At 72.3% G+C, this 26,398-nt stretch carries 30 protein-coding genes; 5 read left to right on the top strand and 25 right to left on the bottom strand.

Going from position 1 to position 26,398, the window contains the following annotated elements; all coding sequences use genetic code 11:
- Positions 1-26: 26 nt before the first annotated feature.
- From ABZ808_RS16630 to ABZ808_RS16615, 4 genes are read right to left on the bottom strand one after another with little or no spacing between them, the layout of a single operon-like run.
- Positions 27-398 (bottom strand): YbaB/EbfC family nucleoid-associated protein, encoded by a 372-nt coding sequence (locus ABZ808_RS16630; RefSeq protein ID WP_357006696.1) that lies wholly within the window; start codon positions 396-398, stop codon positions 27-29.
- Positions 399-400: 2 nt separating this feature from the next.
- The gene (locus tag ABZ808_RS16625) at positions 401-778 is read right to left on the bottom strand and encodes a YbaB/EbfC family nucleoid-associated protein (protein ID WP_357006693.1); all 378 of its coding nucleotides are present in this window, start codon (positions 776-778) and stop codon (positions 401-403) included.
- Between the two features lie 6 nt (positions 779-784).
- Positions 785-1,102 (bottom strand): hypothetical protein, encoded by a 318-nt coding sequence (locus tag ABZ808_RS16620; protein ID WP_357006690.1) that lies wholly within the window; start codon positions 1,100-1,102, stop codon positions 785-787.
- Entirely contained in the window at positions 1,099-2,199 is a 1,101-nt protein-coding gene (locus ABZ808_RS16615; protein ID WP_357006687.1) for a hypothetical protein, read from the bottom strand. The genes ABZ808_RS16620 and ABZ808_RS16615 overlap by 4 nt, the downstream gene beginning before the upstream one ends.
- A 117-nt stretch (positions 2,200-2,316) precedes the next feature.
- On the opposite strand from ABZ808_RS16615, the gene ABZ808_RS16610 reads away from it, so the two are divergent.
- Both ABZ808_RS16610 and ABZ808_RS16605 read left to right on the top strand, forming a co-directional pair.
- The gene (locus ABZ808_RS16610) at positions 2,317-2,769 is read left to right on the top strand and encodes a DNA-binding protein (RefSeq protein WP_357006684.1); all 453 of its coding nucleotides are present in this window, start codon (positions 2,317-2,319) and stop codon (positions 2,767-2,769) included.
- 111 nt (positions 2,770-2,880) lie between these two features.
- Positions 2,881-3,234: an MmcQ/YjbR family DNA-binding protein gene (locus ABZ808_RS16605; protein WP_357006681.1), complete on the top strand. Its 354-nt coding sequence runs from the start codon at positions 2,881-2,883 to the stop codon at positions 3,232-3,234.
- Between the two features lie 46 nt (positions 3,235-3,280).
- Here ABZ808_RS16605 and argH read toward each other — a convergent pair whose 3' ends face one another.
- The 17 genes from argH to ABZ808_RS16520 form a co-directional block, all read right to left on the bottom strand.
- The gene (gene argH, locus ABZ808_RS16600; protein ID WP_357006842.1) at positions 3,281-4,744 is read right to left on the bottom strand and encodes an argininosuccinate lyase; all 1,464 of its coding nucleotides are present in this window, start codon (positions 4,742-4,744) and stop codon (positions 3,281-3,283) included.
- Between the two features lie 17 nt (positions 4,745-4,761).
- Positions 4,762-5,964 (bottom strand): argininosuccinate synthase, encoded by a 1,203-nt coding sequence (locus ABZ808_RS16595; RefSeq protein ID WP_357006677.1) that lies wholly within the window; start codon positions 5,962-5,964, stop codon positions 4,762-4,764.
- Positions 5,961-6,476 carry an arginine repressor gene (locus tag ABZ808_RS16590; RefSeq protein WP_357006674.1) on the bottom strand — a complete coding sequence of 172 codons (516 nt, stop codon included), beginning with the start codon at positions 6,474-6,476 and terminating at the stop codon, positions 5,961-5,963. Before ABZ808_RS16590 ends, ABZ808_RS16595 begins: the two co-directional genes overlap by 4 nt.
- Entirely contained in the window at positions 6,473-7,426 is a 954-nt protein-coding gene (gene argF, locus ABZ808_RS16585; RefSeq protein ID WP_357006671.1) for an ornithine carbamoyltransferase, read from the bottom strand. The genes ABZ808_RS16590 and argF overlap by 4 nt, the downstream gene beginning before the upstream one ends.
- Complete coding sequence (locus ABZ808_RS16580; protein WP_357006668.1) at positions 7,423-8,682, bottom strand: acetylornithine transaminase; 1,260 nt, start codon at positions 8,680-8,682, stop codon at positions 7,423-7,425. Before ABZ808_RS16580 ends, argF begins: the two co-directional genes overlap by 4 nt.
- Complete coding sequence (gene argB, locus ABZ808_RS16575) at positions 8,679-9,584, bottom strand: acetylglutamate kinase (RefSeq protein ID WP_357006666.1); 906 nt, start codon at positions 9,582-9,584, stop codon at positions 8,679-8,681. Before argB ends, ABZ808_RS16580 begins: the two co-directional genes overlap by 4 nt.
- Positions 9,585-9,698: 114 nt before the next feature.
- Complete coding sequence (gene argJ / locus ABZ808_RS16570) at positions 9,699-10,871, bottom strand: bifunctional glutamate N-acetyltransferase/amino-acid acetyltransferase ArgJ (RefSeq protein ID WP_357006663.1); 1,173 nt, start codon at positions 10,869-10,871, stop codon at positions 9,699-9,701.
- Between the two features lie 55 nt (positions 10,872-10,926).
- Positions 10,927-11,928: an N-acetyl-gamma-glutamyl-phosphate reductase gene (gene argC / locus ABZ808_RS16565; RefSeq protein ID WP_357006660.1), complete on the bottom strand. Its 1,002-nt coding sequence runs from the start codon at positions 11,926-11,928 to the stop codon at positions 10,927-10,929.
- Between the two features lie 200 nt (positions 11,929-12,128).
- The gene (gene pheT / locus ABZ808_RS16560; RefSeq protein ID WP_357006657.1) at positions 12,129-14,708 is read right to left on the bottom strand and encodes a phenylalanine--tRNA ligase subunit beta; all 2,580 of its coding nucleotides are present in this window, start codon (positions 14,706-14,708) and stop codon (positions 12,129-12,131) included.
- 40 nt (positions 14,709-14,748) lie between these two features.
- Positions 14,749-15,816 (bottom strand): phenylalanine--tRNA ligase subunit alpha, encoded by a 1,068-nt coding sequence (gene pheS / locus ABZ808_RS16555; protein ID WP_357006654.1) that lies wholly within the window; start codon positions 15,814-15,816, stop codon positions 14,749-14,751.
- 219 nt (positions 15,817-16,035) lie between these two features.
- Entirely contained in the window at positions 16,036-16,887 is an 852-nt protein-coding gene (locus ABZ808_RS16550; RefSeq protein ID WP_357006651.1) for an RNA methyltransferase, read from the bottom strand.
- Between the two features lie 29 nt (positions 16,888-16,916).
- Positions 16,917-17,309 carry a 50S ribosomal protein L20 gene (gene rplT / locus ABZ808_RS16545; RefSeq protein WP_091087503.1) on the bottom strand — a complete coding sequence of 131 codons (393 nt, stop codon included), beginning with the start codon at positions 17,307-17,309 and terminating at the stop codon, positions 16,917-16,919.
- 32 nt (positions 17,310-17,341) lie between these two features.
- Positions 17,342-17,536 carry a 50S ribosomal protein L35 gene (rpmI, locus tag ABZ808_RS16540; protein WP_007458415.1) on the bottom strand — a complete coding sequence of 65 codons (195 nt, stop codon included), beginning with the start codon at positions 17,534-17,536 and terminating at the stop codon, positions 17,342-17,344.
- Between the two features lie 19 nt (positions 17,537-17,555).
- A complete protein-coding gene (infC, locus tag ABZ808_RS16535) occupies positions 17,556-18,203 on the bottom strand; it encodes a translation initiation factor IF-3 (protein WP_357006648.1) in 648 nt (215 codons plus the stop codon).
- A 493-nt stretch (positions 18,204-18,696) separates the two neighbouring features.
- Complete coding sequence (locus ABZ808_RS16530) at positions 18,697-19,167, bottom strand: PH domain-containing protein (protein WP_357006645.1); 471 nt, start codon at positions 19,165-19,167, stop codon at positions 18,697-18,699.
- A 361-nt stretch (positions 19,168-19,528) separates the two neighbouring features.
- Positions 19,529-20,374: an ATP phosphoribosyltransferase gene (hisG, locus tag ABZ808_RS16525; protein WP_357006642.1), complete on the bottom strand. Its 846-nt coding sequence runs from the start codon at positions 20,372-20,374 to the stop codon at positions 19,529-19,531.
- A 47-nt stretch (positions 20,375-20,421) separates the two neighbouring features.
- A complete protein-coding gene (locus tag ABZ808_RS16520) occupies positions 20,422-20,685 on the bottom strand; it encodes a phosphoribosyl-ATP diphosphatase (protein WP_030335709.1) in 264 nt (87 codons plus the stop codon).
- A 145-nt stretch (positions 20,686-20,830) separates the two neighbouring features.
- Between ABZ808_RS16520 and ABZ808_RS16515 the strand changes: the two genes are divergently transcribed.
- The 3 genes from ABZ808_RS16515 to ABZ808_RS16505 are packed head-to-tail and all read left to right on the top strand — an operon-like array spanning position 20,831 to position 23,282.
- Positions 20,831-21,694, top strand: coding sequence for an ABC transporter substrate-binding protein (locus tag ABZ808_RS16515; protein WP_357006638.1), 864 nt, complete (start codon positions 20,831-20,833; stop codon positions 21,692-21,694).
- Positions 21,691-22,536 (top strand): amino acid ABC transporter permease, encoded by an 846-nt coding sequence (locus ABZ808_RS16510; RefSeq protein WP_357006635.1) that lies wholly within the window; start codon positions 21,691-21,693, stop codon positions 22,534-22,536. The genes ABZ808_RS16515 and ABZ808_RS16510 overlap by 4 nt, the downstream gene beginning before the upstream one ends.
- Positions 22,537-22,538: 2 nt before the next feature.
- Positions 22,539-23,282: an amino acid ABC transporter ATP-binding protein gene (locus tag ABZ808_RS16505; RefSeq protein ID WP_357006632.1), complete on the top strand. Its 744-nt coding sequence runs from the start codon at positions 22,539-22,541 to the stop codon at positions 23,280-23,282.
- Positions 23,283-23,301: 19 nt separating this feature from the next.
- Here the strand turns inward: ABZ808_RS16505 and ribH are convergent, their stop codons facing one another.
- From ribH to ABZ808_RS16485, 4 genes are read right to left on the bottom strand one after another with little or no spacing between them, the layout of a single operon-like run.
- Positions 23,302-23,802: a 6,7-dimethyl-8-ribityllumazine synthase gene (ribH, locus tag ABZ808_RS16500; RefSeq protein ID WP_357006839.1), complete on the bottom strand. Its 501-nt coding sequence runs from the start codon at positions 23,800-23,802 to the stop codon at positions 23,302-23,304.
- A 2-nt stretch (positions 23,803-23,804) separates the two neighbouring features.
- Positions 23,805-25,070, bottom strand: coding sequence for a bifunctional 3,4-dihydroxy-2-butanone-4-phosphate synthase/GTP cyclohydrolase II (locus ABZ808_RS16495; RefSeq protein WP_357006630.1), 1,266 nt, complete (start codon positions 25,068-25,070; stop codon positions 23,805-23,807).
- Complete coding sequence (pnuC, locus tag ABZ808_RS16490) at positions 25,067-25,756, bottom strand: nicotinamide riboside transporter PnuC (protein ID WP_357006627.1); 690 nt, start codon at positions 25,754-25,756, stop codon at positions 25,067-25,069. The genes ABZ808_RS16495 and pnuC overlap by 4 nt, the downstream gene beginning before the upstream one ends.
- On the bottom strand, positions 25,756-26,397 hold the full coding sequence (locus ABZ808_RS16485) for a riboflavin synthase (RefSeq protein ID WP_357006624.1): 642 nt from the start codon (positions 26,395-26,397) through the stop codon (positions 25,756-25,758). Before ABZ808_RS16485 ends, pnuC begins: the two co-directional genes overlap by 1 nt.
- Position 26,398 lies beyond the last annotated feature (1 nt).

The raw sequence follows: 26,398 nt of genomic DNA, 5'->3' as shown, positions 1-26,398 counted from the left end.
CAGCGCTGCCACGGCACCTGGTCGGGCTACTCGGGGATGAAGCGGCGGAGGCGGGCCTCGTCGAGGAGAACGCCGAAACGCTGGTGCATGGCGTCCCCGACAACGCGGCTGACCAGGGTGGCGCGGGCGTTGTGCTCGGCGGCAGCGACCGCCTCGGTGACGGCGTCGCCGAGGGTCAGGTTGTCGGTGGCGCGCTTCGCCACGGTGCTGATCTCGATCGACTGGAGGGCGCCGAGGCCGTTGACGGTGGCGGTGACGCCGCCGTCGAGGGCGGTGCCGGTGAAGGTCTCGCCCTGGACGTCGCTGACGAGGCCCTGGACGCGGCGCTGGAGGCCCTCGGGATCGGCCACCAGGTTACGCAGCGCCTCGACGGTCTCGTACGGATCCCTCGTCGTCACGTCTACACCCTGCCTCTGCGGATGAGCTCGGCCGGATCGAGGTGCGTGAACCGGTCGGGGAAGTCGCCCACCTGGGCCGTGAACTGTTCGGCGGCGACCAGCCGAGCCGCGGCGATCGCCTCCACACAGACCTCGCCGAGCTCCCCCGCGTCGAGGTCGCGCATGGCCTGGGGGCTGATGTACGTCTTGACGACCGTGCGGCCGAGGGAGACCGTCGCCTCCACGTAGCCGCGCTGGTCCGTCGCCGACGCCGTCTGGCTCATCAGTTCGGTCAGGCCGGCCTGGAAGTCACGCGCCGCGTCGGTGAGCTTCTGCGGTGCGCTGTCGCTGCGGTAGTGGCGCTCACTCGTGTCGAGGAACCGTTCGACGAACTCGTTCACGGGGGATCAGCTCCGGTCCAGGAGGAGGGTCAGAGCGATGAAGGCCGGCCCCTGCGACAGTGCCGCCAGCCACCAGAGGCCGACCCGCGCGAGGCCGAGCTGGCCCGGCGGGTACCGCTTACGGGTCTCGGCGTCCGGGAAACGGTGGAACAGCACGATCGCGGTGACGGCGATCGCCAGGCCGAGCGCGGCGACGAGCCAGCCGGCGACCTCGGACGGGCCGAGCAGCAGATAGGCCGCGACGCCGGAGACGACGAACGCCAGGGCGAGCAGCGGCAGCACCCGGGCCAGGGCGCGGTTGCGCTGGGCGCGGAGGTCGGTCATGACGGCTGCCGCACCGGGTCGGGGACCTTGGTGTTCGTCCAACCGCCGCCCTCCCAGGTCTGGATCTCGGTCATCCGCTGCGGGGTGAGCGCGGCGGAGTTGACGGTCATCTCGGTGCTCTGCTGACCGAAGTATCCGTTGAGCTTCTGTGTCTCGGTGACGACCGCGCCGTTGGTCACCGCCACGGCGGCGGCGACGCCGGCGACCTCGACGATCAGGGCACCGACCTCCAGCACGTACTGCGCGGAGAGCGTCCAGCCGAGCGCCTCGCGCGTGATCGGCTCCGGGTCGAGGGCTGCGGCGACGAGCCCGCCGGTGATGATGGCGGTGCCGACGAGGTAGCTCGCGTCGGCGAACGACATCACCACCCCCATCGTCAGGCACTGGTTCTTGAGTTCGCTGACCAGCGTGGAGAGCTGGTTGACGGCCGGATCGAACTGGTTGGCGACGTAGTTGAGGAACGCGTTGGCGCCCTCGCCCTCCCATTTCGCCTCGTTGACGACCCGCTCGGCGAGCGGAAGGACCTGCGCGGCGGCGAGCGACAGGTGCTGCTCCAGCTCACCCCACCCGCCGGCCGCGTCGAAGTAGGGGAACGGGTCCTTGAGCAGGGCCAGCGCGGCGATACCGGCGAAGTGGACAAAGAGCGCCGGGATCGCGGCGGCGGCGACCATCAGGCCGACTGTCGCGGTTTCCAGGGCGATGATGATGCCGGTCTCCGCGGCGACGAACCGGGCCATCTCGCCGCCGCTCGGCGACGTCGACATCTCACGCGGCACGGGGAAGGCCGGCGCCGGGATCGCCGTGCCGCCGAACAGCTTGGCGTTCTCGGCTTCCTGGCCCTCGTAGTGGTTGGCCACCCGGAGCAGGGCACTGCCGATCGCGGTGAACACGTCGGCGCACGCGCGTGCGCCGAGGTCGGCGGCGGTGTAGGCGGCCGAGTACGTCTCGGTGAACCCGCAGTCAGGGGTCGGGATCGCCGTGCTCGGGATCGAGCACCTGGGCAGGGCCCTGCCCACATCGTCGTGCAGCTGCCTGCCGTACTCCAGGTAGGCCTTGGCCGCGCCGCGCAGGGCCTGCGTCTCCACCGACGTCGTCAATCTGCTCTCCCCCGCAGGTCAGCAGTCGGTCGGACGCTACCACCGCGACCGGTCACCCAGGGGGCAGGCTTTGAACGTTCTGTTGACAAGGTTACGTTCATAGGGTGTGCTCGGGACATGACGACCACGGATGACCCGTTCACCGCGCCCGACCCGGCGCGGGTCCGCGCCCACCGCACCCACGAGGCGCTACAGCGCATCAGCGAGCGGCACGCCGGCACCGGCGCGCGGCGAGGGCGCTGGGCCCACCCGTACGTGCTGGACCCGTGGGAGGCGGTCGCCCTGGTCACCGCACTGGCCGCGGGCGGGGCCGAGCGGGAGCCGACGGAGGAACCGGTCGACGCCGCCGACCTCACCGCCGCGCTGACCCTGCTGCCGCACGTCCGCGCCGAACTCGACGCGCTGGAGGCGGGGCTGCTGACCCTGGCCCGCGACCGGGGGCTCACCTGGCAGTCCATCGCGTACGGGCTGGGGCTGGGCAGCGCGCAGGCCGCCCGGCAGCGCTACGAGCGGGTCGCCGCCCGCTCCGCCGAGCAGACCGCCGATCCCGCACCGCGACAGGAGGGCTGACCGGCGCACCGGGCCGGTGAGGGGGCACGCCCCGGGGTCAGGTCGGCTTGTCGCGCGCCGGGTGACGCTCGGGCGGGCACACTGTGCCCACGACGATTCCGGAGGAGATCCATGGACCGCGCGGAGATGCTGACGTACTGCCTGGCCAAGCCGGGGGCGTGGCTGGACCGGCCGTGGGAGAACGACGAGGTGGTGAAGGTCGGCAGCCGGATCTTCGCCTTCCTCGGCAACGGCGACGGTCAGCCGACGGTCGGCGTGAAGTGCGGCGCGACCCGCGAGATCGCCGACGAATGGCTGCACCGCCACCCCGACGACGCCCGCCCGATGGCCTACATCGGCCGGTCCGGGTGGAACACGCTGCGCCTCGACGGCGGAATCGACCCCGACGAGCTGACCGAGGCGGTCGACTCGTCGTACGACATGGTGGTGGCCAAGCTCCCCAAGCGCGAGCGCCCGACGGCCTGAACCGGCCGTGGCGCCGGAAGCGGGCAGCTCCGGCGCCACGGTGAGGTCAGCGCGGGACGACCCGCTCGGTGGCCCAGTCCCGCCAGCCGGCCACCCGGTCCGCCGCAGCGGCGAGCTGGTCGGCGACCGGGCCGGGGCCGGTCGAGCCGGGAGTGGTCCGGGCCGCGAGCGCCGAGCGGACCGACAGCACGTCACGCACCGACGGGTCGAGGTGCTCGCTGACCGCGGCCAGGTCGGCGTCGGAGACCTCCTCCAGCTCACACTCGCGGACCGCGCAGAGCGCCACCAGGCGGCCGGTGATCTCGTGCGCGTCGCGGAACGGCACGTTGCGCCGGACCAGCCAGTCGGCGACCTCCGTGGCGAGCGAGAAACCGACCGGCGCGGCGGCGACGAGGCGGTCCACCCGGACCGTCATCGTCGAGATCATTCCCGCCAGGGCCGGCAGCAGCAGCTCCAGGGTGTCGACCGCGTCGAACGCCGGCTCCTTGTCCTCCTGCATGTCCCGGTCGTAGGTCATCGGCAGACCCTTGAGCATGGTCAGCACCGTCACCAGACCCCCGACCAGCCGACCGGACTTGCCCCGGGCCAGCTCGGCGATGTCCGCGTTCTTCTTCTGCGGCATGATCGACGAACCGGTCGCGAAGGCGTCGTCCAGCTCCACCCACCCGAACTCGTGCGAGGTCCAGAGCACCACCTCCTCGCCGAGGCGGGACAGGTGCACACCGATCATGGCCGTGGTGAAGAGGAACTCCGCGACGAAGTCCCGGTCAGCCACCGCGTCCATCGAGTTGGCGAACGACGTGCGGAACCCCAACTCCTTGGCCACGGCCACCGGGTCCAGCGGAAGCCCGGAACCGGCCAACGCGCCCGCGCCGAGCGGGCTGATCGCCGCCCGGTGGTCCCAGTCGTGCAGCCGCTCCAGGTCGCGCAGCAGCGGCTGCACGTGGGCGAGCAGCCAGTGCCCGAACGTGACCGGCTGGGCGTGTTGCAGGTGCGTCATGCCCGGCGCGGCGGTGTCGATGTGCCGCTCGGCCTGCTCGATGAGCGCCTCGGCCAACTCGACCAGCCGACTCGCCACGCCCCGGGCGTGATCACGCAGATAGAGCCGCAGGTCCGTGGCCACCTGGTCGTTGCGGGACCGACCCGCCCGCAGCTTGCCGCCGAGACTGCCCAGCCGCTCCAGCAGGCCCCGCTCCAGCGCGGTGTGCACGTCCTCGTCGTCGACCGTCGGACGGAACGCCCCGGAGGCGCAGGCCGCCTCCAAGTCGTCCAGGGCCGCCAGAATCCGGCCCAACTCCTCCGGGTCGAGCAGGCCGGCGCCGGCCAGCACCCGGGCATGCGCCCGGGAACCGGCGATGTCGTACGGGGCCAGGCGCCAGTCGAACTGCACGCTCACCGACAGTCGGGCGAGCGCCTCGGCGGGGCCACCGGCGAACCGGCCACCCCACAGGCTTGTCCGGTTGGTGGCGGCGCTGTTCTCGGTCAGGCTCTTGTCGTCCACCCGGCCCATTGTGGTCTCCATGCTCCTCAGCCGCCCAGCCGGGCGTCACGCGCGGCGGCCAGCCCACTCGGCAGGCCCCACAGCTGTACGAAACCCTTCGCCAGGGACTGGTCGAAGGTGTCACCGGTGTCGTAGGTGGCCAGCCCGAAGTCGTAGAGGCTCGCCTCGGAGCGCCGACCGGTGACGGTGGCGCGACCGCCGTGCAGGGTCAACCGCACCTCGCCGCTCACGTGCCGCTGCGCGTCGTCGATGAACGCGTCCAGCGAGTCCTTCAACGGCGAGAACCACAGGCCGTCGTAGACCAGCTCACCCCAGCGCTGGTCGACGCCCTTCTTGAACCGGGCCAGGTCCCGTTCCACGGTGACCGCCTCCAACTCCTGATGGGCGGTGATCAGCGCGATCGCGCCGGGCGCCTCGTACACCTCACGGCTCTTGATGCCGACGAGGCGGTCCTCGACCATGTCGAGCCGGCCCACGCCCTGGGCGCCGGCGCGGCGGTTCAGCTCCCGGATCGCCTGGTACGGGGTGACGGTCTCACCGTCGATAGCCACCGGCACGCCACCGTCGAAGGTGATCACCACCTCGTCGGCGTCGCGTGCCTGCGCCGGGTCGCCGGTGTACGAGTAGAGGTCCTCGACGGGGGCGTTCCAGATGTCCTCCAGGAAGCCGGTCTCCACGGCGCGGCCCCACAGGTTCTGGTCGATCGAGTACGGGGACTTGGCCGACACGTCGATCGGCAGCCCCTTCTCCTCGGCGAACGCGATGGCCTTGTCCCGCGTCCAGGCGAAGTCCCGGGCCGGGGCGATGATCTTCAGGTCGGGGGCGAGCGCGTTCAGGCCCACCTCGAACCGGACCTGGTCGTTGCCCTTGCCGGTGCAGCCGTGCGAGACGATCGTGCCGCCGTGCTGGCGTGCCGCCGCCACCAGGTGCTTGACGATCAGTGGCCGGGACAGCGCCGACACCAGCGGGTAGCGGTCCATGTAGAGGGCGTTGGCCCGGATGGCCGGCAGGCAGTAGTCGGCGGCGAACTCGTCGCGCGCGTCGACCACCTCGGCCTCGGCTGCGCCGCAGTCCAGGGCGCGCTGCCGGATGGCGTCGAGGTCCTCGCCGCCCTGCCCGACGTCGACCGCCACCGCGATCACCTCGGCGCCGGTCTGCTCGGCCAGGTAGGGAATGGCGACGGAGGTGTCCAACCCGCCGGAGTACGCGAGAACAACCCGCTCGGTCATGCTGTGGTGTTCCCTTCAACGGTGTCATCCCGACGGGCCCAACCGGAGAGCTTGTCACCGAGTGCGGCTCCGCCGACGGCCTCGCGGGCCACGACGAGAATGGTGTCGTCGCCGGCGATGGTGCCGACGATCTCGGGCAGGCCCGCCCGGTCCAACGCGCTGGCCAGGTACTGGGCCGCGCCCGGCGGCGTACGCAACACGGCGATGTTGCCGCTGGAGTCGACGCCGTTGAGCAGTTCGCGCAGCAGCCGCACCAGCCGGGCCGGCGCGGCCTCGGCGTCGCGCAGCGGTCGGTGGCCGTCCTCGGGGATCAGGTAGACCGCCGGCCCGTCGCCGCCGCGCACCTTGACCGCGCCCAGCTCCTCCAGGTCCCGCGAGAGGGTGGCCTGGGTGACGCCGACCCCGTCGGCGGCGAGCAGGTCGGCCAGCTCGGTCTGCGAGCGGACGGCCCGGTCGCGGATCAGCTCCACGATCCGGGCGTGCCGGGCGGCACGGGTCAGCGGGGTGGTCACCGCGCCTCCCCCGTCGCCCCGCTCACGGCGTCGGCGTCCAGCAGGAACGTCAGGAGGGCCTTCTGGGCGTGCAGCCTGTTCTCCGCCTGGTCGAAGACCGCGCTCTGCGGCCCGTCGAGCACCTCGTCGGTGATCTCCTCGCCGCGGTGCGCCGGCAGGCAGTGCAGCACGATGGCGTCCGGCGCGGCCTGGCCGAGCAGCTCCTTGTTGACCTGATAGGGCAGGAACGGGGTGATCCGGTCCAGCCCGTCGGACTCCTGCCCCATCGACGTCCACGTGTCGGTGGCCAGCACGTCGGCGTCGCGTACCGCCTGAACCGGGTCGGTCAGGACCCGTACCGACCCGCCGGTGCCGGCGGCGATCTCCGCCGCCCGCGCCACGACCTCCGGAGCCGGCGCGAAACCCTCCGGCCCGGCGATCCGCACGTGCATCCCGGCCATCGCCCCCGCCAGCAGGTACGACTGCGCCATGTTGTTCGCGCTGTCCCCCACGTAGGTCAGGGTGCGTCCGGCCGTGCCACCGAGCCGTTCGCGGATGGTGAGCAGGTCGGCCAGCAGCTGGCAGGGGTGGAAGCCGTCGGTGAGCGCGTTGATCACCGGTACGCTCGCCCCCGCCGCGACCTCGGCGATCCGGTCGTCGCCGTGAGTACGCAACACGATGGCCACGACGTAGCGGGACAGCACCCGCCCGGCGTCGGCCAGGGTCTCGCCCCGACCGAAGTGGGTGACCTGGGTGTCCACGACGAGCGGATGCCCGCCCAACTCGGCGATGCCGACGTCGAACGAGATCCGCGTCCGCAGGCTCTGCTTGTCGAAGAGCACCGCCACCGAACGCGGGCCGGCCAGCGGCCGGTGGCCGAACCGGTCCGTCTTCATCCGCGCCGCCAGGTCCAGCACCGTGGACTGCTCGGCGGGCGAGAGGTCGTCGTCGCGCAGGAAGTGCCGGATCATGCGCTCGTCCCCGTACTGGTGGTGGTGGGCAAGGTCAGCGGTGTCGGGATCCTCTGCGGTGCCGCTTTTCCGTCCGGCCCCGCGCTGGTGGGAGTTGCCGCGGTAAGGGCGGCAGGCAGCGCGGCCAGGAAGGCGTCGGCCTGGGCGGCGGTGAGGATCAGCGGCGGTACGAGCCGGAGCACGCCCGGCTGCACCGGGTTGGTCAGGAAACCGGCCTCCCGCAGTGACGCGGCGAGCGCCGCCGCCATCGGCGCGGTGAGCACCACGCCGAGCAGCAGCCCGGCGCCGCGTACATCGGAGACCAGCGGGTGGCCCAGCGCCTCGATCCCCCGGCGCAGCCGCTCGCCCACCCGCTTGACGTGGTCGAGCAGCCCCTCGTGGGCGATGGTCGACACCACGGCGAGCGCGGCGGCGCAGCTGATCGGGTTGCCGCCGAAGGTGGTGCCGTGCGAGCCGGGGGTGAGCAGGTCGGCGGCCCGACCGAAGGCCAGCGTGGCGCCGAGCGGCAGTCCACCGCCGAGCCCCTTGGCCAGGGTGATCACATCCGGCTCCACGCCCTCGGCCTGGTGGGCGAACCAGTGGCCGGTACGGCCGATGCCGGTCTGCACCTCGTCGAGAACCAGCAGCGCGCCGTGCCGGTCGGTGATCCGCCGCGCCGCGGCGAGGTAGCCGGCCGGCGGGACCACCACACCGTTCTCGCCCTGGATCGGCTCCAGGATCACCATGGCGGTGGCGTCGGTGACCGCCGCCTCGAGCGCGGCCACGTCGCCGTAGTCGACGTGGGTCACGTCGCCGGGCAGCGGGCGGAACGGGTCGGCCTTGGCCGGCTGCCCGGTCAACGCGAGGGCGCCCATGGTGCGGCCGTGGAAACCGCCGTTGGTGGCCACCACGTGACTGCGGCCGGTGCGCCGGGACAGCTTGAACGCGGCCTCGTTCGCCTCCGCGCCGGAGTTGGCGAAGAAGACCCGGCCGGGCCGGCCGGCGAGCGCCAGCAGCAGCTCCGCGAGGGCCACCGGCGGCTCGGCGATGTAGAGGTTGGAGACGTGCCCGAGGGTGGCGACCTGCTTCGACACGGCGGCCACCACCGCCGGGTGGGCGTGGCCGAGAGCGTTCACCGCGATCCCGCCGACCAGGTCCAGGTATTCCCTGCCCGCGTCGTCGACCACGACGGCGCCCGAGCCGGAGACCAGCGCCAGCGGCGGCGTGCCGTAGTTGTCCATCATCGACTGCGTCCAGCGTTGCGCCAGGCTGCTCATGCTCCGACCGTCCCGTCTCCCGGCACCACCATCGTTCCGAACCCTTCCGAGGTGAAGACCTCCAGCAGCGTGGAGTGCGCCACCCGGCCGTCGACGACGTGCGCCGCGGGCACTCCCCCGCGGACCGCCCGCAGGCAGGCCTCCATCTTCGGCACCATCCCCGACTCCAGGCTGGGCAGCAGCTTGGCCAGGTCGTCCGCGACGATCTCGGAGACCAGACTGGTCGTGTCCGGCCAGTCGGCGTACAGGCCGGCCACGTCGGTGAGCACGACCAACTTGCGGGCCCGCAGCGCGATCGCGAGGGCCGCGGCGGCGGTGTCCGCGTTGAGGTTGTGCAGCACCCCGTCGACGTCCGGCGCCACCGTGGAGATCACCGGGATCCGACCGGCCTCGATGAGGTCGGTGACCGCCGACACGTCGACCGACTCGACGTCGCCGACCTGACCCACGTCGACCGGCAACCCGTCCACGTACGCCGGGCGGCGCACCGCGGTGAACAGCCGGGCGTCCTCACCAGAGAGGCCGACGGCGAACGGGCCGTGCGAGTTGATCAGCCCGACCAGCTCCCGGCCGACCTGCCCGACGAGCACCATCCGGACCACGTCCATCGCCTCGGCGGTGGTCACCCGCAGACCGCCGCGGAACTCGCTGGCGATGCCGAGTCGACCCAGCATGGCGGAGATCTGCGGACCACCGCCGTGCACCACCACCGGCTTGAGGCCGGCGTAGCGCAGAAAGACCATGTCCGCGGCGAACGCCTGCTGCAGAGCCGGGTCGGTCATGGCGTTGCCGCCGTACTTGATGACCACCGTGGAGCCGGAGAGGCGCGCCAGCCAGGGCAGCGCCTCGATCAGCGTCTCCGCCTTGACCTGGGCGCGGGTGAGGTCGGTGCTGAGACTCACCGGGCCAGCCTTTCGTTCGCGACTGCGGGACTCCGCTGCGCTGCGTTCCTCGCGCTCACCGGGCCAGCCTTTCGTTCGCGACTGCGGGACTCCGCTGCGCTGCGTTCCTCGCGCTCACGTGGAGTACGCCGAGTTCTCGTGCACGTACGCGTGGGACAGGTCGTTGGTCCAGATCGTCGCCGCCGACGTCCCGGCGTGCAGGTCGATCCGGATGGTCACGTCCCGACCGGCGAGGTCGACCTTCGAGCGGTCCTCGGCGGCGGCGCCGCCCCGGCACACCCACACACCGTTGACCGCCACGTCCAGCTCGTCCGGCTCGAACGCGGCGGCGGTCGTGCCGACGGCGGCGAGGATCCGGCCCCAGTTCGGGTCGTTGCCGAACAGCGCGGTCTTGACCAGGTTGTTGCGCGCCACCGCGCGACCCACCTCCACCGCCTCGTCCTCGTCGGCGGCGCCGACCACGTCGATGGCGATCTGCTTGGTGGCGCCCTCGGCGTCGGCGACCAGTTGCTGGGCCAGGTCGTGACAGGCCGCGGTGACCGCGGCGGCCAACTCGGCCGGGGTCGGCTCGATGCCGCTCGCGCCGCTGGCCAGCAGCAACACCGTGTCGTTGGTGGACATGCAGCCGTCGGAGTCGACCCGGTCGAAGCTGACCCGGGTGGCCGCCCGCAGCGCCTCGTCCAACACGGCCGGCCCGGCCACCGCGTCGGTGGTCAGCACACAGAGCATGGTGGCCATGCCCGGTGCGAGCATCCCCGCGCCCTTGGCCATCCCGCCGACCGTCCAGCCGCTGCCCCGAGCCACCGTGGTCTTCGCCCGGGTGTCCGTGGTCATGATGGCCTCGGCGGCGGCCGGGCCGCCGTCGCGGGACAGCCCGCGGATCGCCGAGCGGACGCCGGGCAGCAGCTTCGGCATCGGCAGCCGCTCACCGATCAGGCCGGTGGAACAGACCGCCACCTCACCCGCGCCGAGGATCAGCCGAGGGCTGACCGAGGTCAGCGCGGCGGCAGTGTGCTCGGCGGTGGCATGGGTGTCCTGGAAGCCGGCCGAGCCGGTGCAGGCGTTGGCGCCACCGGAGTTGAGCACCACCGCGCGGACCACACCGCCCTGCACGACCTGCTGGGTCCAGAGCACCGGCGCGGCCTTGACCCGGTTGGTGGTGAAGACCCCGGCGACCCCGGCGTCCGGGCCGTCGTTGACCACCAGCGCCACGTCCGGGCCGCCGCTGGCCTTCAACCCGGCGGCCACCCCGGCCGCCCGGAACCCACGAGGGGTGGTGACCGTCACGATGCCTGCCTTTCGTTCGCGACTGCGGGGCTCCGCTGCGCTGCACTCCTCGCGCTCACGGGCTGACCCCCCAGACCGACAGGCCCGTCGTCTCCGGCAGACCGAGCATCAGGTTCGCGTTCTGCACGGCCTGGCCGGCGGCACCCTTGCCCAGGTTGTCCAGGGCGCTGAGCACGATCAGCCGACCCGAGTCGACATCGACGGTGGCCTGCAGGTGGCAGGAGTTGGAGCCCAGCGTGGCGGCGGTGTGCGGCCACCTACCCTCCGGCAGCACGTGCACGAACGGCGCGTCGGCGTACGCCTGCGCCAGCACCTGCTGCGGGTCGACGCCCCGCGCCGGCACCGCGGTGACCGTGGCCAGGATGCCGCGCGGCATCGGCGCCAGGACCGGGGTGAACGACAAGCTCGTCGCCCCGCTGGCCTGCTTGATCTCCGGCACGTGCTGGTGGGTGCCCACCCGGTACGGCGACAGGTCCCCCAGCACCTCGCTGGCCAGCAGGTGCGACTTCGTCGCCCGGCCCGCCCCGGAGGTGCCGGAGGCGGCGACCACCACCACGTCGGCGGGGTTGGCCGCGCCGTCGGCGATCAGCGGCGCGAGCGCCAGGGTGATCGCGGCGGCGTAGCAGCCAGTGTTGGCGACCCGGTTGGAGTTCGCGATCAGCTCCCGTTGGCCGGGCAACTCGGGCAGTCCGTAGGTCCACTGCCCGGCGTGGGTGCCGCCGTAGTACTGCGCCCAGGCGTACGGGTCGGCGAGCCGGTGGTCAGCGCCCAGGTCGACGATCCGCACCTCGGGCGGGAGCTGCGCCGCGATGGCCGCCGACTCGCCGTGCGGCAGAGCCAGGAAGACCAGGTCCGCGTCGGCCAGGGTCATCGGATCGGTCGTGCCGAGCACCAGGTCGAGCCCGGTGAGCTGCGGGTGCACCACGTCGACGCGGTGCCCGGCCTGGCTGTGGGCGGTGGCGGCGACCAGGTCGAACTCCGGGTGCCCGGCGATCAGGCGCAGCAGCTCACCCCCGGCGTAACCACTCGCCCCGGCGACCGCGACTCGAATCCCCATACCCACCTCCGCATGACTATGCACCGAAGGCTAGCAGCGGCGCAGGTCAGCTGCAACTTAATACAGCAGCCTGCATAGTGATATGCAACTAATCAACCCCCCCACCCCCGCGATCTTGCAGTTGGTGTCCCCGCATAGCCGACGAAAGGCGCGGATCGGCGACACAAACTGCAAGATCGCGAGGGGTCAGGGGTGAGGGCTTAGGCGCCGCGCAGGGTCGCGCCGAAGCGCTCCGCCGCTACGGCGACCGCCGCGTCGCGGGCTGTCAGGGCCTCTTCGACGGTCAGCGTCCGGTCCGGCGCGCGGAACGTGAGCTTGTACGCCAGCGACCGGCGACCCTCCCCGAGCTGCGCGCCCGCGTACACGTCGAACAGCCGGACGTCCTCCAGCAGCTCGCCGGCACCAGCCTCCAGCGCCCGGCGCACCTGCTCCGCCGGCACCGACTCGTCCACCACCAAGGCCACGTCGATCAGCGCCGGCGGGAAGCCGGAGACCGCCGGGGCGGGCATGACCGGGGCGGGCGGCAGCACGTCCAGGCTCACCTCCATGGCGCAGGTCCGCCGGGGCAGCTCCAGCGCCGCCACCACCGCCGGGTGCAGCTCACCGGCGTGCCCGACGACCGTGCCGTCGACCCGCAGCTCGGCGCAGCGGCCGGGGTGCCACGGGGCGTACTCGGCGGCACGCACCTCGACCCGCTCGTCCGGGATCCCGGCGGCGGCCAGCACGTCGCGGGCCGCCTCGATCGCGTCCGCCCAGCCGGCCGGCCGACCCGGACCCCACCAGCCCGCCGGATCCACGTCACCGGCCAGCACCGCCGCCACGTGCACCGGCTGTGCCGGCACCACCGCGTCGGCGGCCGCGAACTCGGCGTCGGTGGGGCGCCGGTCGACGCCCATCGCCGGCGGGCTCACAGCGTCCAGGCGCGGGTGGAACACCGCACCGATCTCGTAGAGCGCCAGGTCACGGTGGCCCCGGCCGAGGTTGCGCTTGAGGATGCCGAGCAGCGGGCCGAGCAGCGTGGTACGCAGCAGCGGCTCCTCGTCCGACAGCGGGTTGGCCAGCCGCACCGCCGGCCGGCGCGGGTCGTCGGCCGGCAGGCCGAGCAGGTCCGCCAGCTGCGGCGACACGAACGGGTGCGCGAGCACCTCGACGTACCCCCGCTCGGCCAGCGACCCGGCGACCGCCCGCCGCCGACGCTGCCGCGGGGTCAGGCCGCGACCGGGCGGTGCGGTCGGCAACACCGACGGCACCTTGTCGTACCCGTCGAGGCGGACCACCTCCTCGACCAGGTCGGCCGGGTCGGTCAGGTCGGGCCGCCACGTCGGCGGGGTGACGCTGAGCGCCACCCCGGCCCCGCTGGCCACGCCGACCGCACCCGGGTCCTCGGCCAACCGGTCCGCGCCCTGCGCGACAGTGCAACCGACCCGCTCCAGCAGGGCGATCACCCGCGCTGGCGGGTACTCGACGCCGATCCGCCGGGTCGGCAGGTCCGCCGGCAGGCTGATCGGGGTACGCGGCCGGACGTGGTCGATGTCCAGGATCTCCGCGCTCGGGGTGCCGCCGCCGTGCTCGGTGAGCAGCCGCACGGCCCGCTCCAGCGCGACAAGCGCCACGGCCGGGTCGACGCCCCGCTCCCAGCGCTTCGCGGCCTCGCTGAACAGCTTGTGCCGGCGGGCCGTCCGCCCGACCATCGCCGGGTCCCAGTGCGCCGCCTCGAAGAGCACGGTGGTGGTGCCGGCGACGACCTCGCTGGTCTCACCGCCCATCACCGCCGCGAGGGAGATCGGGACGCCGGCGCCCTCGCCCGCGACGGGGTTGTCCAGCCCAGCGTCGCAGATGACCATGTCGTCGGCGGTGAGCACGCGGTCGACACCGTCGAGGGTGGTCAGCTTCTCCCCCGCCTCGGCGCGGCGGACCACCAGCGACCCGGCGATCCGATCGGCGTCGAAGGCGTGCATCGGCTGGCCCAGCTCCAACATCACGTAGTTGGTGATGTCGACCGGCAGCGAGATGCTGCGGATGCCGGCGGTGACGAGCCGCTGCTGCATCCAGGACGGCGTGGGCGCGGTCGGGTCGACACCGCGGACCAGGCGGGCGGTGAACCGGTCGCAGCCGACCGGGTCGCGCACCTCCACCGGGTACGCCGGCGTCTCGGTGCCACCCGGCGCCGGCACCAGGGCCGGGTCGCGCAGCGGCACGTCGAACGCGTGCGACAACTCCCGGGCCAGGCCGCGCAGGCTCAGCGCGTACCCCCGGTCCGGGGTGATCTCCAGCTCGAGCACGACGTCGTCGAGACCCACGACGGGCCGCGCGTCGTCGCCCGGCTTGGCCGTCACGTCCGGCGGCAGCACGATGATGCCGGAGTGGTCCTCGCCCAGGCCCAACTCCTTCGCCGAGCAGATCATGCCGGCGGAGTTGTGCCCGTACGTCTTGCGGGCGCCGATCGCGAAGCCGCCGGGCAGCACGCCGCCGGGCAGGATCACCACCACCCGGTCACCGGGGGCGAAGTTGCGCGCCCCGCAGACGATCTCCTGCGGCTCGCCGGTGCCGTTGGCGTGGCCCACGTCGACGCGGCAGAACCGGATCGGCTTCTTGAAGCCGGTGAGCTCCTCGATCTCGCGCACCTCGCCGACGACGAGTTGACCGCTGACGGTCTCGCGCAGGTCCACCACGGAGTCGACCTCGATGCCGAGGTCGACCAGGGCCTGCTCCAGGTCACCGGTGGGCAGGTCGGCGGGGAGGTCGACGTACTCCCGCAGCCAGCTGACAGAAACTCGCATGACTTCAGACCACCGTTCCCGTGTCTCGTACCCGCATCGCCTACGCCCCGGTCCCGAGCGCGCGGCTGAACCGCACGTCGCCCTCGAAGAGATGGCGGATGTCGCTGACCCCGTGCCGGATCATCAGCGTCCGGTCGATGCCCATGCCGAAGGCGAACCCGGAGTAGACCTCCGGGTCGACACCGCAGGCGCGCAGCACCCGCGGGTTGACCATCCCGCAACCGCCCCACTCGACCCACTGCGGGCCGTCGCGGTGCTCGGGGAACCACACGTCGAACTCCGCCGACGGCTCCGTGAACGGGAAGTAATGCGGCCGCCACCGGGTCTTCGCCTCGGGGCCGAACATCGCGCGGGCGAAGTGGTCCAGCGTGCCCCGCAGGTGCGCCATCGTGATGCCCTTGTCGACCACCAGACCCTCGGCCTGGTGAAACACCGGGCTGTGGGTGGCGTCGATCTCGTCGGTGCGGTAGACGCGGCCGGGCACGATCACGTAGATCGGCGGCTTGCGGCTGAGCATCGTACGGGTCTGCACGGTCGACGTGTGCGTACGAAGAACGAGACCGGAACCCTGCGGTGCGATGTGGAAGGTGTCCATCAACCCACGCGACGGATGGTCGGCGGGGATGTTCAGCGCGTCGAAGTTGACCCACTCCAGGTCGACCTCGGGGCCCTCGGCCACCTCGTAGCCCATCCCGACGAAGAGATCACTGATCGACTCCATCAGGGTGCTCAGCGGGTGCCGGGCACCACGCGGGCGCCGGTCGTACGGCAGGGTGACGTCCACCCGCTCCTCGACCAGCACCCGCTCGGCCTGCTCGCGCTCCACCACCTCGGAGCGCTCGGCGTACGCGGCCTCGATCGCCCGGCGGGCCTCGTTGACCCGCTTACCGGCGTCGGACTTCGCGGCAGGCGGCAGCGCGCCGATCTCCCGGCGGGCCAGCGACACCGGGGACCGGTCACCGAGATGCGCGGAACGCAGCGCGGTCAACGCGTCCGGGTCGGCGGCGGCCTCGAACGCCTTCGTGGCGTCGGCGACGGCCTCGGCCAGGGCGGCCGGGTCGAGCAGGGCGACCTGCTTCGGGTCGTACGGATCGTTGCGGTAGCTCATGGCGTACGGGCACTCCCTCACGGCGGCGCCAGCCCTCATCGGGGCGGCTAGGCGAGTCTACGGACGCGCGGCTGTGCCGCAGCCCGCCGGTAGGAGTTGTGCAGGGAGCAGGTCAGGCCCGCCGCCCGCCGACACCGGCGGGCTGGCTAAACGAACGCCGTTGCGCGCTCATCGACGGACGCTCTCCCCTGCGGTCAGTCGCGCCGGGTGTGGTCACCATCAGCGCTGTGCTCTCGCTGAAGCGTACAGGCAGACGGCGGCGGCAGCAGCCAGGTTGAGGCTCTCCGCGCGCCCGTACAGCGGCACCCGCACCCGCGCGTCGGCGGCGGCGGTCAACTCCTCGGGCAGCCCGTGCGCCTCCGAACCGAACAGCCAGGCGGTGGGCCCGACGAGTCGGCCGTAGTCGGTCAGGTCGTCGAGATCGCTGTCGCCGTACCCCGTGGTGGCGAAGATCGACAGCCCGGCGGCCCGCAGCGCGTCGACCACCTGGGCCGGGTCGGGGGCGCGCACCACGTCGACGTGGAAGAGGCTGCCGGCCGAGGCCCGCACACACTTGCCGTTGTACGGGTCGACGGCGTCGCCAGCGAAGACCACCGCACCCGCCCCGGCCGCGTCGGCGGTGCGCAGCACCGTGCCGGCGTTGCCCGGATCGCGGATCTCGGCGAGCACCGCCACCAGCCGGGGCGCGCCCGCGAGGGCCTGCTCCAACGACACGTCCAGGTGCCGGCAGACGGCGACCAGCCCCTGCGGGGCGACCGTCTCGGCCAGCGCGGCGAGGGCGTCGTCGGTCACCTCGGAGACCGGCACGTCGGCCCGCGCCGCCGTCGCGGCCAACTCCGGGTAACGGTCGAGGGCTGCGGGCGTACCGAACAGTTCGGTGACCAACCCCGGCCGCGCGAGGGCCTCGCGGACCGCCTGCGGCCCCTCGGCCAGGAAACGGCCGGTGGCGTCGCGGTCCCGGCGGCGCTGCAACCGGCGGGCGGCGACAACCCTGGGTGTACGCGGTGTGAAGGCCATGGTGTGCGCTCCTCCGGCACGATTGAGGCGCCCCCCGGACGGCGGTGCCGACACGGGAGACGCCTCGCTCTGGTGCGTGGGGATCAGGCGGCCTGAGCCGCCGCGCCGCCGGTGCCCTCGGCCGCGACCGCGGCCCGGGCCAGCTCGACGATCGCCGCGAACGAAGCGGCGTCGTTGACAGCCATGTCGGCCAGGATCTTGCGGTCGACCTCGATGCCGGCCAGACGCAGGCCCTGGATCAGGCGGTTGTAGGTCATCCCGTTCGCCCGGGCACCCGCGTTGATCCGCTGAATCCACAGCTGCCGGAAGTCGCCCTTGCGGTCACGACGGTCCCGGTAGGCGTACTGCATCGAGTGCAGCACCTGCTCCTTGGCCTTGCGGTACAGCCGGGAGCGCTGACCGCGGTAACCGCTCGCGGTCTCCAGCAGGGTACGACGCTTCTTCTGGGCGTTCACAGCCCGCTTGACGCGTGCCATCTCAACTCCTTATTACGTAAAGGTGGCGCGCGTCAGCGGCCGAGCAGCTTCTTGATGCGCTTGACGTCGGCCTTGGCCAGCACGACCGTGCCGGTCAGCCGGCGGGTCTGGGTGGAGGGCTTCTTCTCCAGGTTGTGACGGAGGCCGGCCTGCTGGGCAACGATCTTGCCCTTGCCGGTCACCTTGACCCGCTTACCCATACCCGTGTGGCTCTTCATCTTCGGCATGTGGAACGTCTCTCCCCTGTTACTCGCCGCTGGTGTCGGCGGCGATGCCGCTGTCCACGGCTGCTGCGGTCTCGCCGGCCGCTGCGGTCTCATCGGCTGCCGGGGCGGATTCGTCCCCTGCCCGCTCCCGAGGTGCACCACGGGACGCCGTAGCGGCGACCGCGGAGGCCTTGACGGCCCGATGCGGAGCGAGAACCATGATCATGTTTCGGCCGTCCTGCTTCGGAGCGGCCTCGACGTATCCCAGTTCCGTGATCTCGGATTCGAGCCGACGCAGGAGCCGGTAACCCAGCTCCGGGCGGCTCTGCTCGCGACCGCGGAACATGATCGTCACCTTGACCTTGTCGCCCGCCTTGAGGAACCGCACCACGTGACCCTTCTTGGTCTCGTAGTCGTGCGGGTCGATCTTCGGCCGGAGCTTCATTTCCTTGATGACGGTCTGCTGCTGGTTACGCCGCGCTTCGCGCGCCTTGAGTGCGCTCTCGTACTTGAACTTGCCGAAGTCCATGAGCTTGCACACCGGCGGGCGCGCCATCGGCGCAACCTCGACCAGGTCCAGATCGACGTCCGCGGCCAGCTGAAGGGCGCGCTCCAGCGGGACGATGCCCACCTGCTCACCCTCGGGGCCGACCAGTCGGACCTCACGTGCCCGGATCTGCTCGTTCACGCGTGGTTCGACGCTGATGGGGCCTCCTCGAGTCGTTTCTGCTCAGTTGCCGACCCCTGCGGCCCCCGGGTGGGGGTCATCCTGGAAAGCAGAAGGCCCCGGCAGATGCCAGGGCCCGCTCGACCGGTCGGCACGATCACAGGATCGCGCATCCGACGCCGGGACATGCCCGGAATCGGGGACCGGACCCGGCCACCGTAGCGGCGACTCGGGTGGGAGCAGGCGCTCCGCTTTCGTGGCTGCCTGCTCGCATGCGGAGACAGCCTGGTCGACTCGACAACACTACACCGCCGCCCTGGTCACCCTCAAACCGGGCACGCCGTCCCGCTGGTTCCCCCGTCCCGCTGGCGCTGAAGGCGGTCAATGGCGGCGGGCTGGTGGCCGCTAGGGGTGCTGGCTGCCAAGTGCGTGGCCAGCGGCCGGCCAGGCGGCGGGTGGGGGTGCTGGCTGGCGAGTGCGTGGCCAGCGGCCGGCCAGGCGGCGGGCGGGCTGGCTAGCGGTTGGCGCGCTCGGCGAGGCGGGACTGGTGCGCCTCGTGCAGCCGGCGCAGAGCGCGGACCCCATCGACGGCCAACTCCTTGTCGGCGGCCTGCAGGGCGATCAGTGGCAGCAGGTCGTCGTCGTGCAGCTCCAGGCTGGCCCAGGGCGCACCGCGGTCGAAGCGGACACCCCGGATGACCTCCCAGGGCAGCTGGTACGAGCTCATGACGTTGCGCACCCGGACGCCGTGCGTGTCGGCCTCCACCCTCGGGCGGGTGAAGAGCAGGAAGCCGAGCGCGCCGAACACGCCCAGGCCAGCCATGGCGAGCTGGTCGCCACGTTGGAAGGTGCCGTAGCCGCTGCCTGTCGGGCCGCTCAGCGAGGTGGCGATCACGCCGAACACCACCACCAGGGCAATCGCCGCAGACCAGCAGACCACCCGGATGCGGCGCGGCTTCAGGCGGACCAGCTCGGTTTCACTCACCCCACCAGTCTGCCACCCACCCCGGCGCGACAACCGCACCACCCGCCGACCACGACAGCACCGGGGACGGGATCCGCGCAGGATCCTGGAAGTAGTGGCCTCCCGGCGCGACCGAAGCCCCTACTTCCAGGATCCTGCGCGATCTTCCGACGTCAGGGCGTGGTCGTCGCGCGGCCGCTGTCCACGGCAGGCGCTACCGGGGGTAGATCCACACGAGGTCGCCGATATGGGGGTGTCCCACGCGGGCGATACCCCCATATCGGCGACATGGAGTCGATCAAGCCGGCCGCCGACCTCGCCAGCCCGGCGGGCGCGCGCCACTGCGACGGACGCGCCCACGGCGGCGGACGCGCCCACTTCGTCAGAGCCGACAGGCGTGGATGTTGGTGACGAGGATGGCGCGCGCGCCCAACTCGTACAGCTCGTCCATGATCCGGTGGACGTCGTCGCGGAGCACCATCGCCTGCACCGCCACCCAGCCCTCGCGGTGCAGCGGCGAGACGGTGGGTGACTCGATGCCCGGGGTGAGCCCGCTGGCGCGGTCCAGCAGGCCGGCCGGCACGTCGTAGGCGAGCATCACGTATCGGCGGGCCACCAGCACACCGTGCAGGCGTCGCAGCAACTGCTCGGCCTGTGCGTGCGCGGGCGCGCCGGCACGACGGACCAGCACCGCCGAGGAGCGCAGCAGCGGCTCGCCGAACACGACCAGGCCCGCCTGGCGCAGGGTCGCGCCGGTCTCCACGACGTCCGCGATCACGTCGGCGACACCGAGGCGTACGGCGTTCTCCACCGCGCCGTCGAGGCGGATGACGTCGGCCTTGATCCCCACCTCGGCGAGGTGCCGCTCGACCAGCCCCGGGTACGCGGTGGCGATCCGGTGCCCGCCCAGGTCCTGCACGGAGGCGATGTCGTCGGGGCGGGCGGCGAAGCGGAAGGTGGCCCGGCCGAAGGCGAGGTCGACGACCTCTTCCGCCGGCGCCGCCGAGTCGATCAGCAGGTCCCGGCCGGTGATCCCGAGGTCGAGGTCACCGGAGCCGACGTAGGTGGCGATGTCCTTGGGACGCAGGTAGAAGAATTCGACGTCGTTGGCCTCGTCCCGGCAGACGAGGTCCTTGGGGTCGGTGCGCTGGCGGTAGCCCGCCTCGCGCAGCATCTGGGCGGCCGGCTCGGCCAGGGTGCCCTTGTTGGGAATGGCGACACGCAACATGACGGAGTGCTCCTTCGATCCGGATGGCGATCAACGGGTGGGGGCACTCACAGATGTCGGTAGACGTCCTTGAGTTCGAGACCGCTGGCGAGCATCAGCACCTGAACCTGGTAGAGCAGTTGGGAGATCTCCTCGGCGGTGCGCTCCGGCCCCTCGTGCTCGGCGGCCATCCACGACTCGGCCGCCTCCTCGACGACCTTCTTGCCGATGAAATGCACCCCCTTGTCCAGGGCGGCAACGGTGCCCGAGCCCGGGGTGCCGGCGGCGGCCTTGGCCTGCAGCTCGGCGAACAACTCCTCGAACGTCTTCACGGGGAACGATTCTTCCAGCCGGTCGACTCGCACCGCGCGTCCGGGTCCGCCGACACCCAGTCAGCGGGACATCGAGGCGGCAATTCCCTATCGGCATGGTGGGACAATCTTCGATCGATGTCCATGGAGCTCTACGCTGTCGGCCATGGCCAGCAGTTCACGTCTCCTCGCGCTCACCCTCGCCGGTGCCGTCGTCGTCGCCACCGCCGGATGCGCGCCACAGAAGGAGCTTCCCACCCCCACTGTCACCGCGGCGCTGTCCTGCGCCAGGGACAGCCTGCCCACCCGTACGCCGGGCAAGCTGACCATCGCCACCGACCAGCCCGCGTACGAGCCGTGGTTCTCGAAGGACAAGCCGGAGAGCGGCGAGGGCTTCGAGTCCGCGGTCGCGTACGCGGTGGCGGAGAAGCTCGGCTACGCCCGCGGCGACGTCACCTGGACCCGGGTCAAGTTCGACACCGCGATCGCGCCCGGGCCGAAGGACTTCGACTTCGACATCAACCAGTTCTCCATCACCGAGGAGCGCAAGCAGGCTGTCGACTTCTCCGCGCCGTACTACCTGGTGCGGCAGACCGTCGTCGCGTTGAAGTCCTCGAAGATCGCCGGCAGGACGTCGCTGGCCGATCTGCGCGACGCCCGGCTCGGCGCCCAGGTCGGCACCACCAGCTACCAGGCGATCACCGATGTGATCAAGCCCTCCGCCAAACCGCAGGTCTACAACAGCAACGACGACGCCAAGAAGGCCCTGCAGAACGGGCAGCTGGACGGTCTCGTGGTGGACCTGCCGACCGCCTTCTACATCACCGGAGCGGAGATCACCGACGCGACGATCGTCGGGCAGGTGCCGCAGGTCGGTACGCCCGAGGCGTTCGGTTTGCTGCTGGACAAGAACTCCCCGCTGACCAAATGCGTGACCGGCGCGATCGGTCAGCTCACCGCGGCCGGCACGCTCAAGCAGTTGGAGCAGAAGTGGCTCGCGCAGGTGGCGGGGGCGGCCGAGCTGCGGTGACGCTCCTGGATCACGTTCCCTCCGAGGCACAGCGGCGGCGGTCCGCGTACCGGCATCGGCAGACCGTCCGGAGCGTGGTGGTCGCGGCCTGCTCCACGGCGGCGCTCGGCACGCTGCTGGTCGTCGCGGTGACCGGTGCGCCCGGCTGGGACCGGGTGCGGCGGTCGTTCCTGGACCGGGAGATCGCCCGGGACGCGCTGCCGGCGGTGCTGAGCGGGCTCTGGCTCAACGTCCGACTGCTGGTCTGCTGTGCGGTCGGCGCGCTGCTGCTCGGGCTGGTGATCGCGGTGCTGCGGACGTTGCGCGGCCCGGTCTTCTTCCCGGTCCGGGCGCTGGCCGCCGGCTACACCTACACCTTTCGCGGCCTGCCGCTGATCATCGTGCTCTACCTGCTCACCCTCGGCGTGCCCGGCCTGCGATTGCAGGGCATGCCGCCGGTGCTGGTGCTCGGTGGGGCCGCGCTGGTCCTCACCTACGGCGGTTATCTCGCCGAGGTGTTCCGGGCCGGCATCGAGTCGGTGCACCCCAGCCAGCTCGCGGCGGCCCGCTCGCTGGGTCTGACCTACCGGCAGACGATGCGGCACGTGGTGCTGCCACAGGCCGTCCGCCGGGTGGCGCCGCCGCTGCTCAACGACGTGGTGGCCCTGCAGAAGGACGTCGGGCTGGTCTCGCTGGCCGGGCCGATCGACGCGGTGCGGGCCGCCCAGATCGCCACCGCCCAGTCGTTCAACTACACGCCGTACGTCGTGGCCGGGGTGCTCTTCGTGCTGCTGGCGATCCCGCTGATCGCGGTCACCGACTGGGTGACGCTGCGCTCGGCCCGTCGACAGTCGGGAGGCTGACCATGGCTCTGCTGCGCTGCCGGGGCCTGCGCAAGGAGTTCGCCGGCCACGTCGTGCTGGACCGGCTCGACCTGACGGTCGCCGAGCACCGGGTGGTGGCCCTGATCGGCGCCTCCGGTTCGGGCAAGTCGACCCTGCTGCGGTGTGTGAACCTGCTGGAGGAACTCGACGACGGCACCATCGAGCTGGACGGGGAGGACATCTCCGACCCACGGGTGGACCCGGACCGGGTCCGGCGGCGGATCGGCATGGTGTTCCAGGCGTACAACCTCTTCCCGCACCTGAGCGTGCTGGAGAACATCACCCTCGCGCCCCGCCGCGTACACCGGCGGGAACGGGCCGAGGCGGAGGCCCAGGCCCGGGATCTGCTCGACCGGGTGGGGCTGGGCGACAAGGCGGACGCCTACCCGGACCGGCTCTCCGGCGGGCAGCAGCAGCGGGTGGCGATCGTGCGGGCGCTGGCCAACTCGCCCCGGCTGATGCTGCTCGACGAGGTGACCTCGGCGTTGGACCCGGAACTCGTCGGTGAGGTCCTGTCGATGATCCGGGACCTGAAGGCCGACGGGATGACCATGGTGCTGGCCACCCACGAGATGGGCTTCGCCCGGGAGGTCGCCGACGAGGTCTGTTTCCTCGACGCGGGACGGGTCGTGGAGAGCGGCCCGCCGGAGCAGGTGTTCGGGGAGCCGACCCAGCCCCGTACCCGGCAGTTCCTGCACCGGATCATCGAGGCCGGCCGCCTGTGACGGCACCGCGCCCGGCGGGTCAGCCGCCGAAGCCGACGCGCTGGGCGTTGCCCGTGGCCACGTTCCGCACGGCCAGCGCCGCGTCGAGCGCCGCCACGGTCGCCGCCCAGCCCTTGTCCTCCGCCGAGCCGGGCAGCCCGGCCCGGTCCCGGGCCTGCTCGATGGTCTCCACGGTGAGCACACCGTGCGCGACAGGCTTGCCCTCGTCGAGCGCCACCCGGGTCAGACCGTCGGTCACCGAACGGCAGACGTAGTCGAAGTGGGCGGTGGCGCCGCGCACCACCACGCCGAGCGCGACCACCACGTCACAGCGGCGCGCCAGGGCCTGCGCGACGACCGGCAGCTCGACGGAGCCGGCGACCCGGGCCACCACGGACCGCGCCCCGCACGCCTCGGCGGCGGCCACCGCGCGCTCCAGCATGTGGTCGGTCAGCTCGCCGTGCCACCGGGCGGCCACCACCCCGACGGTCAGCCCTGCGGCGTCCACCGCGTCGACTCCCGGCTCACCGAAACCCGCCATCGTCATACTCCGATCTCGTCGTCGGCGACCGGACGCCCCAGCGGCGCCTCGGACACCTCATCCAACTCGTCCAGCAGGTGCCCCATCCGGTCCCGCTTGGTGCGCAGGTAGCGCAGGTTCTCCGGGTGCGCACCGGCCGGCAGCCCCTCCCGCCCGGTGATGGCCAGCCCGTAGCCCTCCAACCCGGCCCGCTTGGCCGGGTTGTTGGTCAGCAGCCGCATCGAGCGCACGCCCAGGTCGTAGAGGATCTGCGCGCCGGTGCCGTAGTCGCGGGCGTCGGCCGGCAGGCCCAGGTCGAGGTTCGCGTCCACCGTGTCACGGCCCTGGTCCTGCAACTGGTACGCCTGCAACTTGTGCAGCAACCCGATGCCGCGCCCCTCGTGCCCGCGCACGTACAGCACCACGCCCCGGCCCTCGCGCGCGACCCGGGCCAGCGCGGCGTCCAACTGCGGGCCGCAGTCGCAGCGCAGCGAGCCGAACACGTCCCCGGTCAGGCACTCGGAGTGGACCCGGACCAGCACGTCCTGGCCGTCGCCGAGGTCACCGAGCACCATCGCGATGTGTTCGGCCGGGTCGTGCTCGGCGCGGTAGCCGAGCGCCCGGAACACCCCGTGCCGCGTCGGCATCCGGGCGTCCGCGACCAGTTCGACCTGCTTTTCGGTACGCCGCCGATGGGCGACCAGGTCGGCGATGGTGATCAGGGTGAGGCCGTGCTCGGCGCAGAACTTCTCCAGGTCCGGCAGGCGCATCATGGTGCCGTCGTCGTTGACCAGCTCGCAGAGCACGCCCGCCGGGCGCAGACCGGCCAGCCGGGTCAGGTCCACCGCCGCCTCGGTGTGCCCCGGCCTGCGCAGCACCCCGCCCTCGCGGGCCCGCAGCGGCACGACGTGCCCGGGTCGGGCCAGGTCGGTCGGGTCGGTGGCGGCGTCGGCCAGCAGCCGGATGGTGTGCGCGCGGTCGGCCGCCGAGATGCCGGTGCTGACACCCTCCCGGGCGTCCACGGTCACCGTGTAGGCGGTGCCGCGCCGGTCCTGGTTGGTGTGGTGCATCGGCGGCAGGTCGAGCCGGTCGGCTTCGCTCTCGGTCAGCGGCACGCAGACGTACCCGGAGGTGTAGCGCACCATGAACGCCATGAGGTCCTGCGTGGCCAACTCGGCCGCGAAGATCAGGTCGCCCTCGTTCTCCCGGTCGGCGTCGTCGACCACGACGACCGGCCGCCCGGCCGCGATGTCGGCGACCGCCTGCTCGATACTTCCGAAGCTGGTCATGCGACGGCCTCCGTGTAGGTGGACGGGATCGAGGTGACGGGACGAATGGCGCGCGACGTGCGCCACCAGGCGGCGAAACCCCAGGCGCAGAAGGCGCCGTAGACCAGGTACATGACCGCCGACGGGTAGAACCCGCCGCGCAGCAGCAGCGGCACGCCGACCGCGTCGACCGCGATCCAGAGCAGCCAGAACTCCACCCAGCCCCGGGCCATGCCGTACGTGGCCAGCAGGCTGCCGGTGAGGATCCAGGCGTCCGGCAGCGGACCCCAGGAGCCCAGCGCGGCGAGCACCGGGTACGCGAGCGCGGTGCCCACCCCGGCGGCCAGCAGCATCGCCAGGCGCTCCCGCCCGGTGGCCCAGCGCGGCAGCACCGCGGCCTGCCCGGCGTTGGCACGGCGGTTGCGCCGCCACCGCCACCAGCCGTAGACGCTGACCGCGAAGAAGAACACCTGCCGGCCGGCCTGCCCGTACAGGTCGTGCGCCTGCGGGGTGGCGAACACCCCGCCGAGGAAGACGGTGAACAGCAGCGCGTTGCCGATCATGCCGACCGGCCAGGCCCAGACCACCCGGCGCAACCCGAGCAGCGCGGAGATCAACCCGAAGCCGTTGCCGACGATCTCCCGGGCCAGCACCGGCGAGCCGGCCACCTGCACCTGGGCGTCGAGCAACCAGCCGAGCGGGCCCATCAGGCCACCCCGCCCGTGCCGCCGGTCGCCCCGGCGGCGGTGTCGGTGAGCCGGGCGCCGAGCAGCCGCTCGACGTACTTGGCCACCACGTCGACCTCAAGGTTGACCGGGTCGCCGACGCCCTTCGCGCCGAGCGTGGTCAGCTTCAGGGTGGTCGGGATCAGCCCGACGGCGAACTGGTCCGCACCGACCTCGGCCACGGTCAGCGAGACGCCGTCGATGGTGATCGAGCCCTTCTCCACCACGTACCGGGCCAGGGCGGCGGGCAGCCGGAACCGGACCGTCTCCCACTGCTCGGCCGGTTCCCGGGAGATCAGCTCACCGACGCCGTCGACGTGGCCCTGCACGAGGTGCCCGCCGAGCCGGCTGCCGAGCGCGGCGGCCCGCTCCAGGTTGACCGGGTCACCGGGGCGCAGCGCGCCCAGCGCGGAGCGGCGCAGCGTCTCGCCCATCACGTCGGCGGTGAAGACGCCGTCGGCTGCCTCCACGACGGTCAGGCAGACGCCGTTGACGGCGATGGAGTCGCCGTGCCGGGCGTCGGAGGTGACCAGCGGGCCGCGTACGGCGACCAGCGCCGAATCGTCCGCCGTGGGCGTCACCCGGACGATTTCGCCCAGCTCCTCGACAATGCCGGTGAACATG

Source organism: Micromonospora sp. NPDC047527 (assembly GCF_040643015.1).
GTDB lineage: Bacteria > Actinomycetota > Actinomycetes > Mycobacteriales > Micromonosporaceae > Micromonospora.
This window is presented reverse-complemented; position numbering and strand designations above follow the sequence as displayed.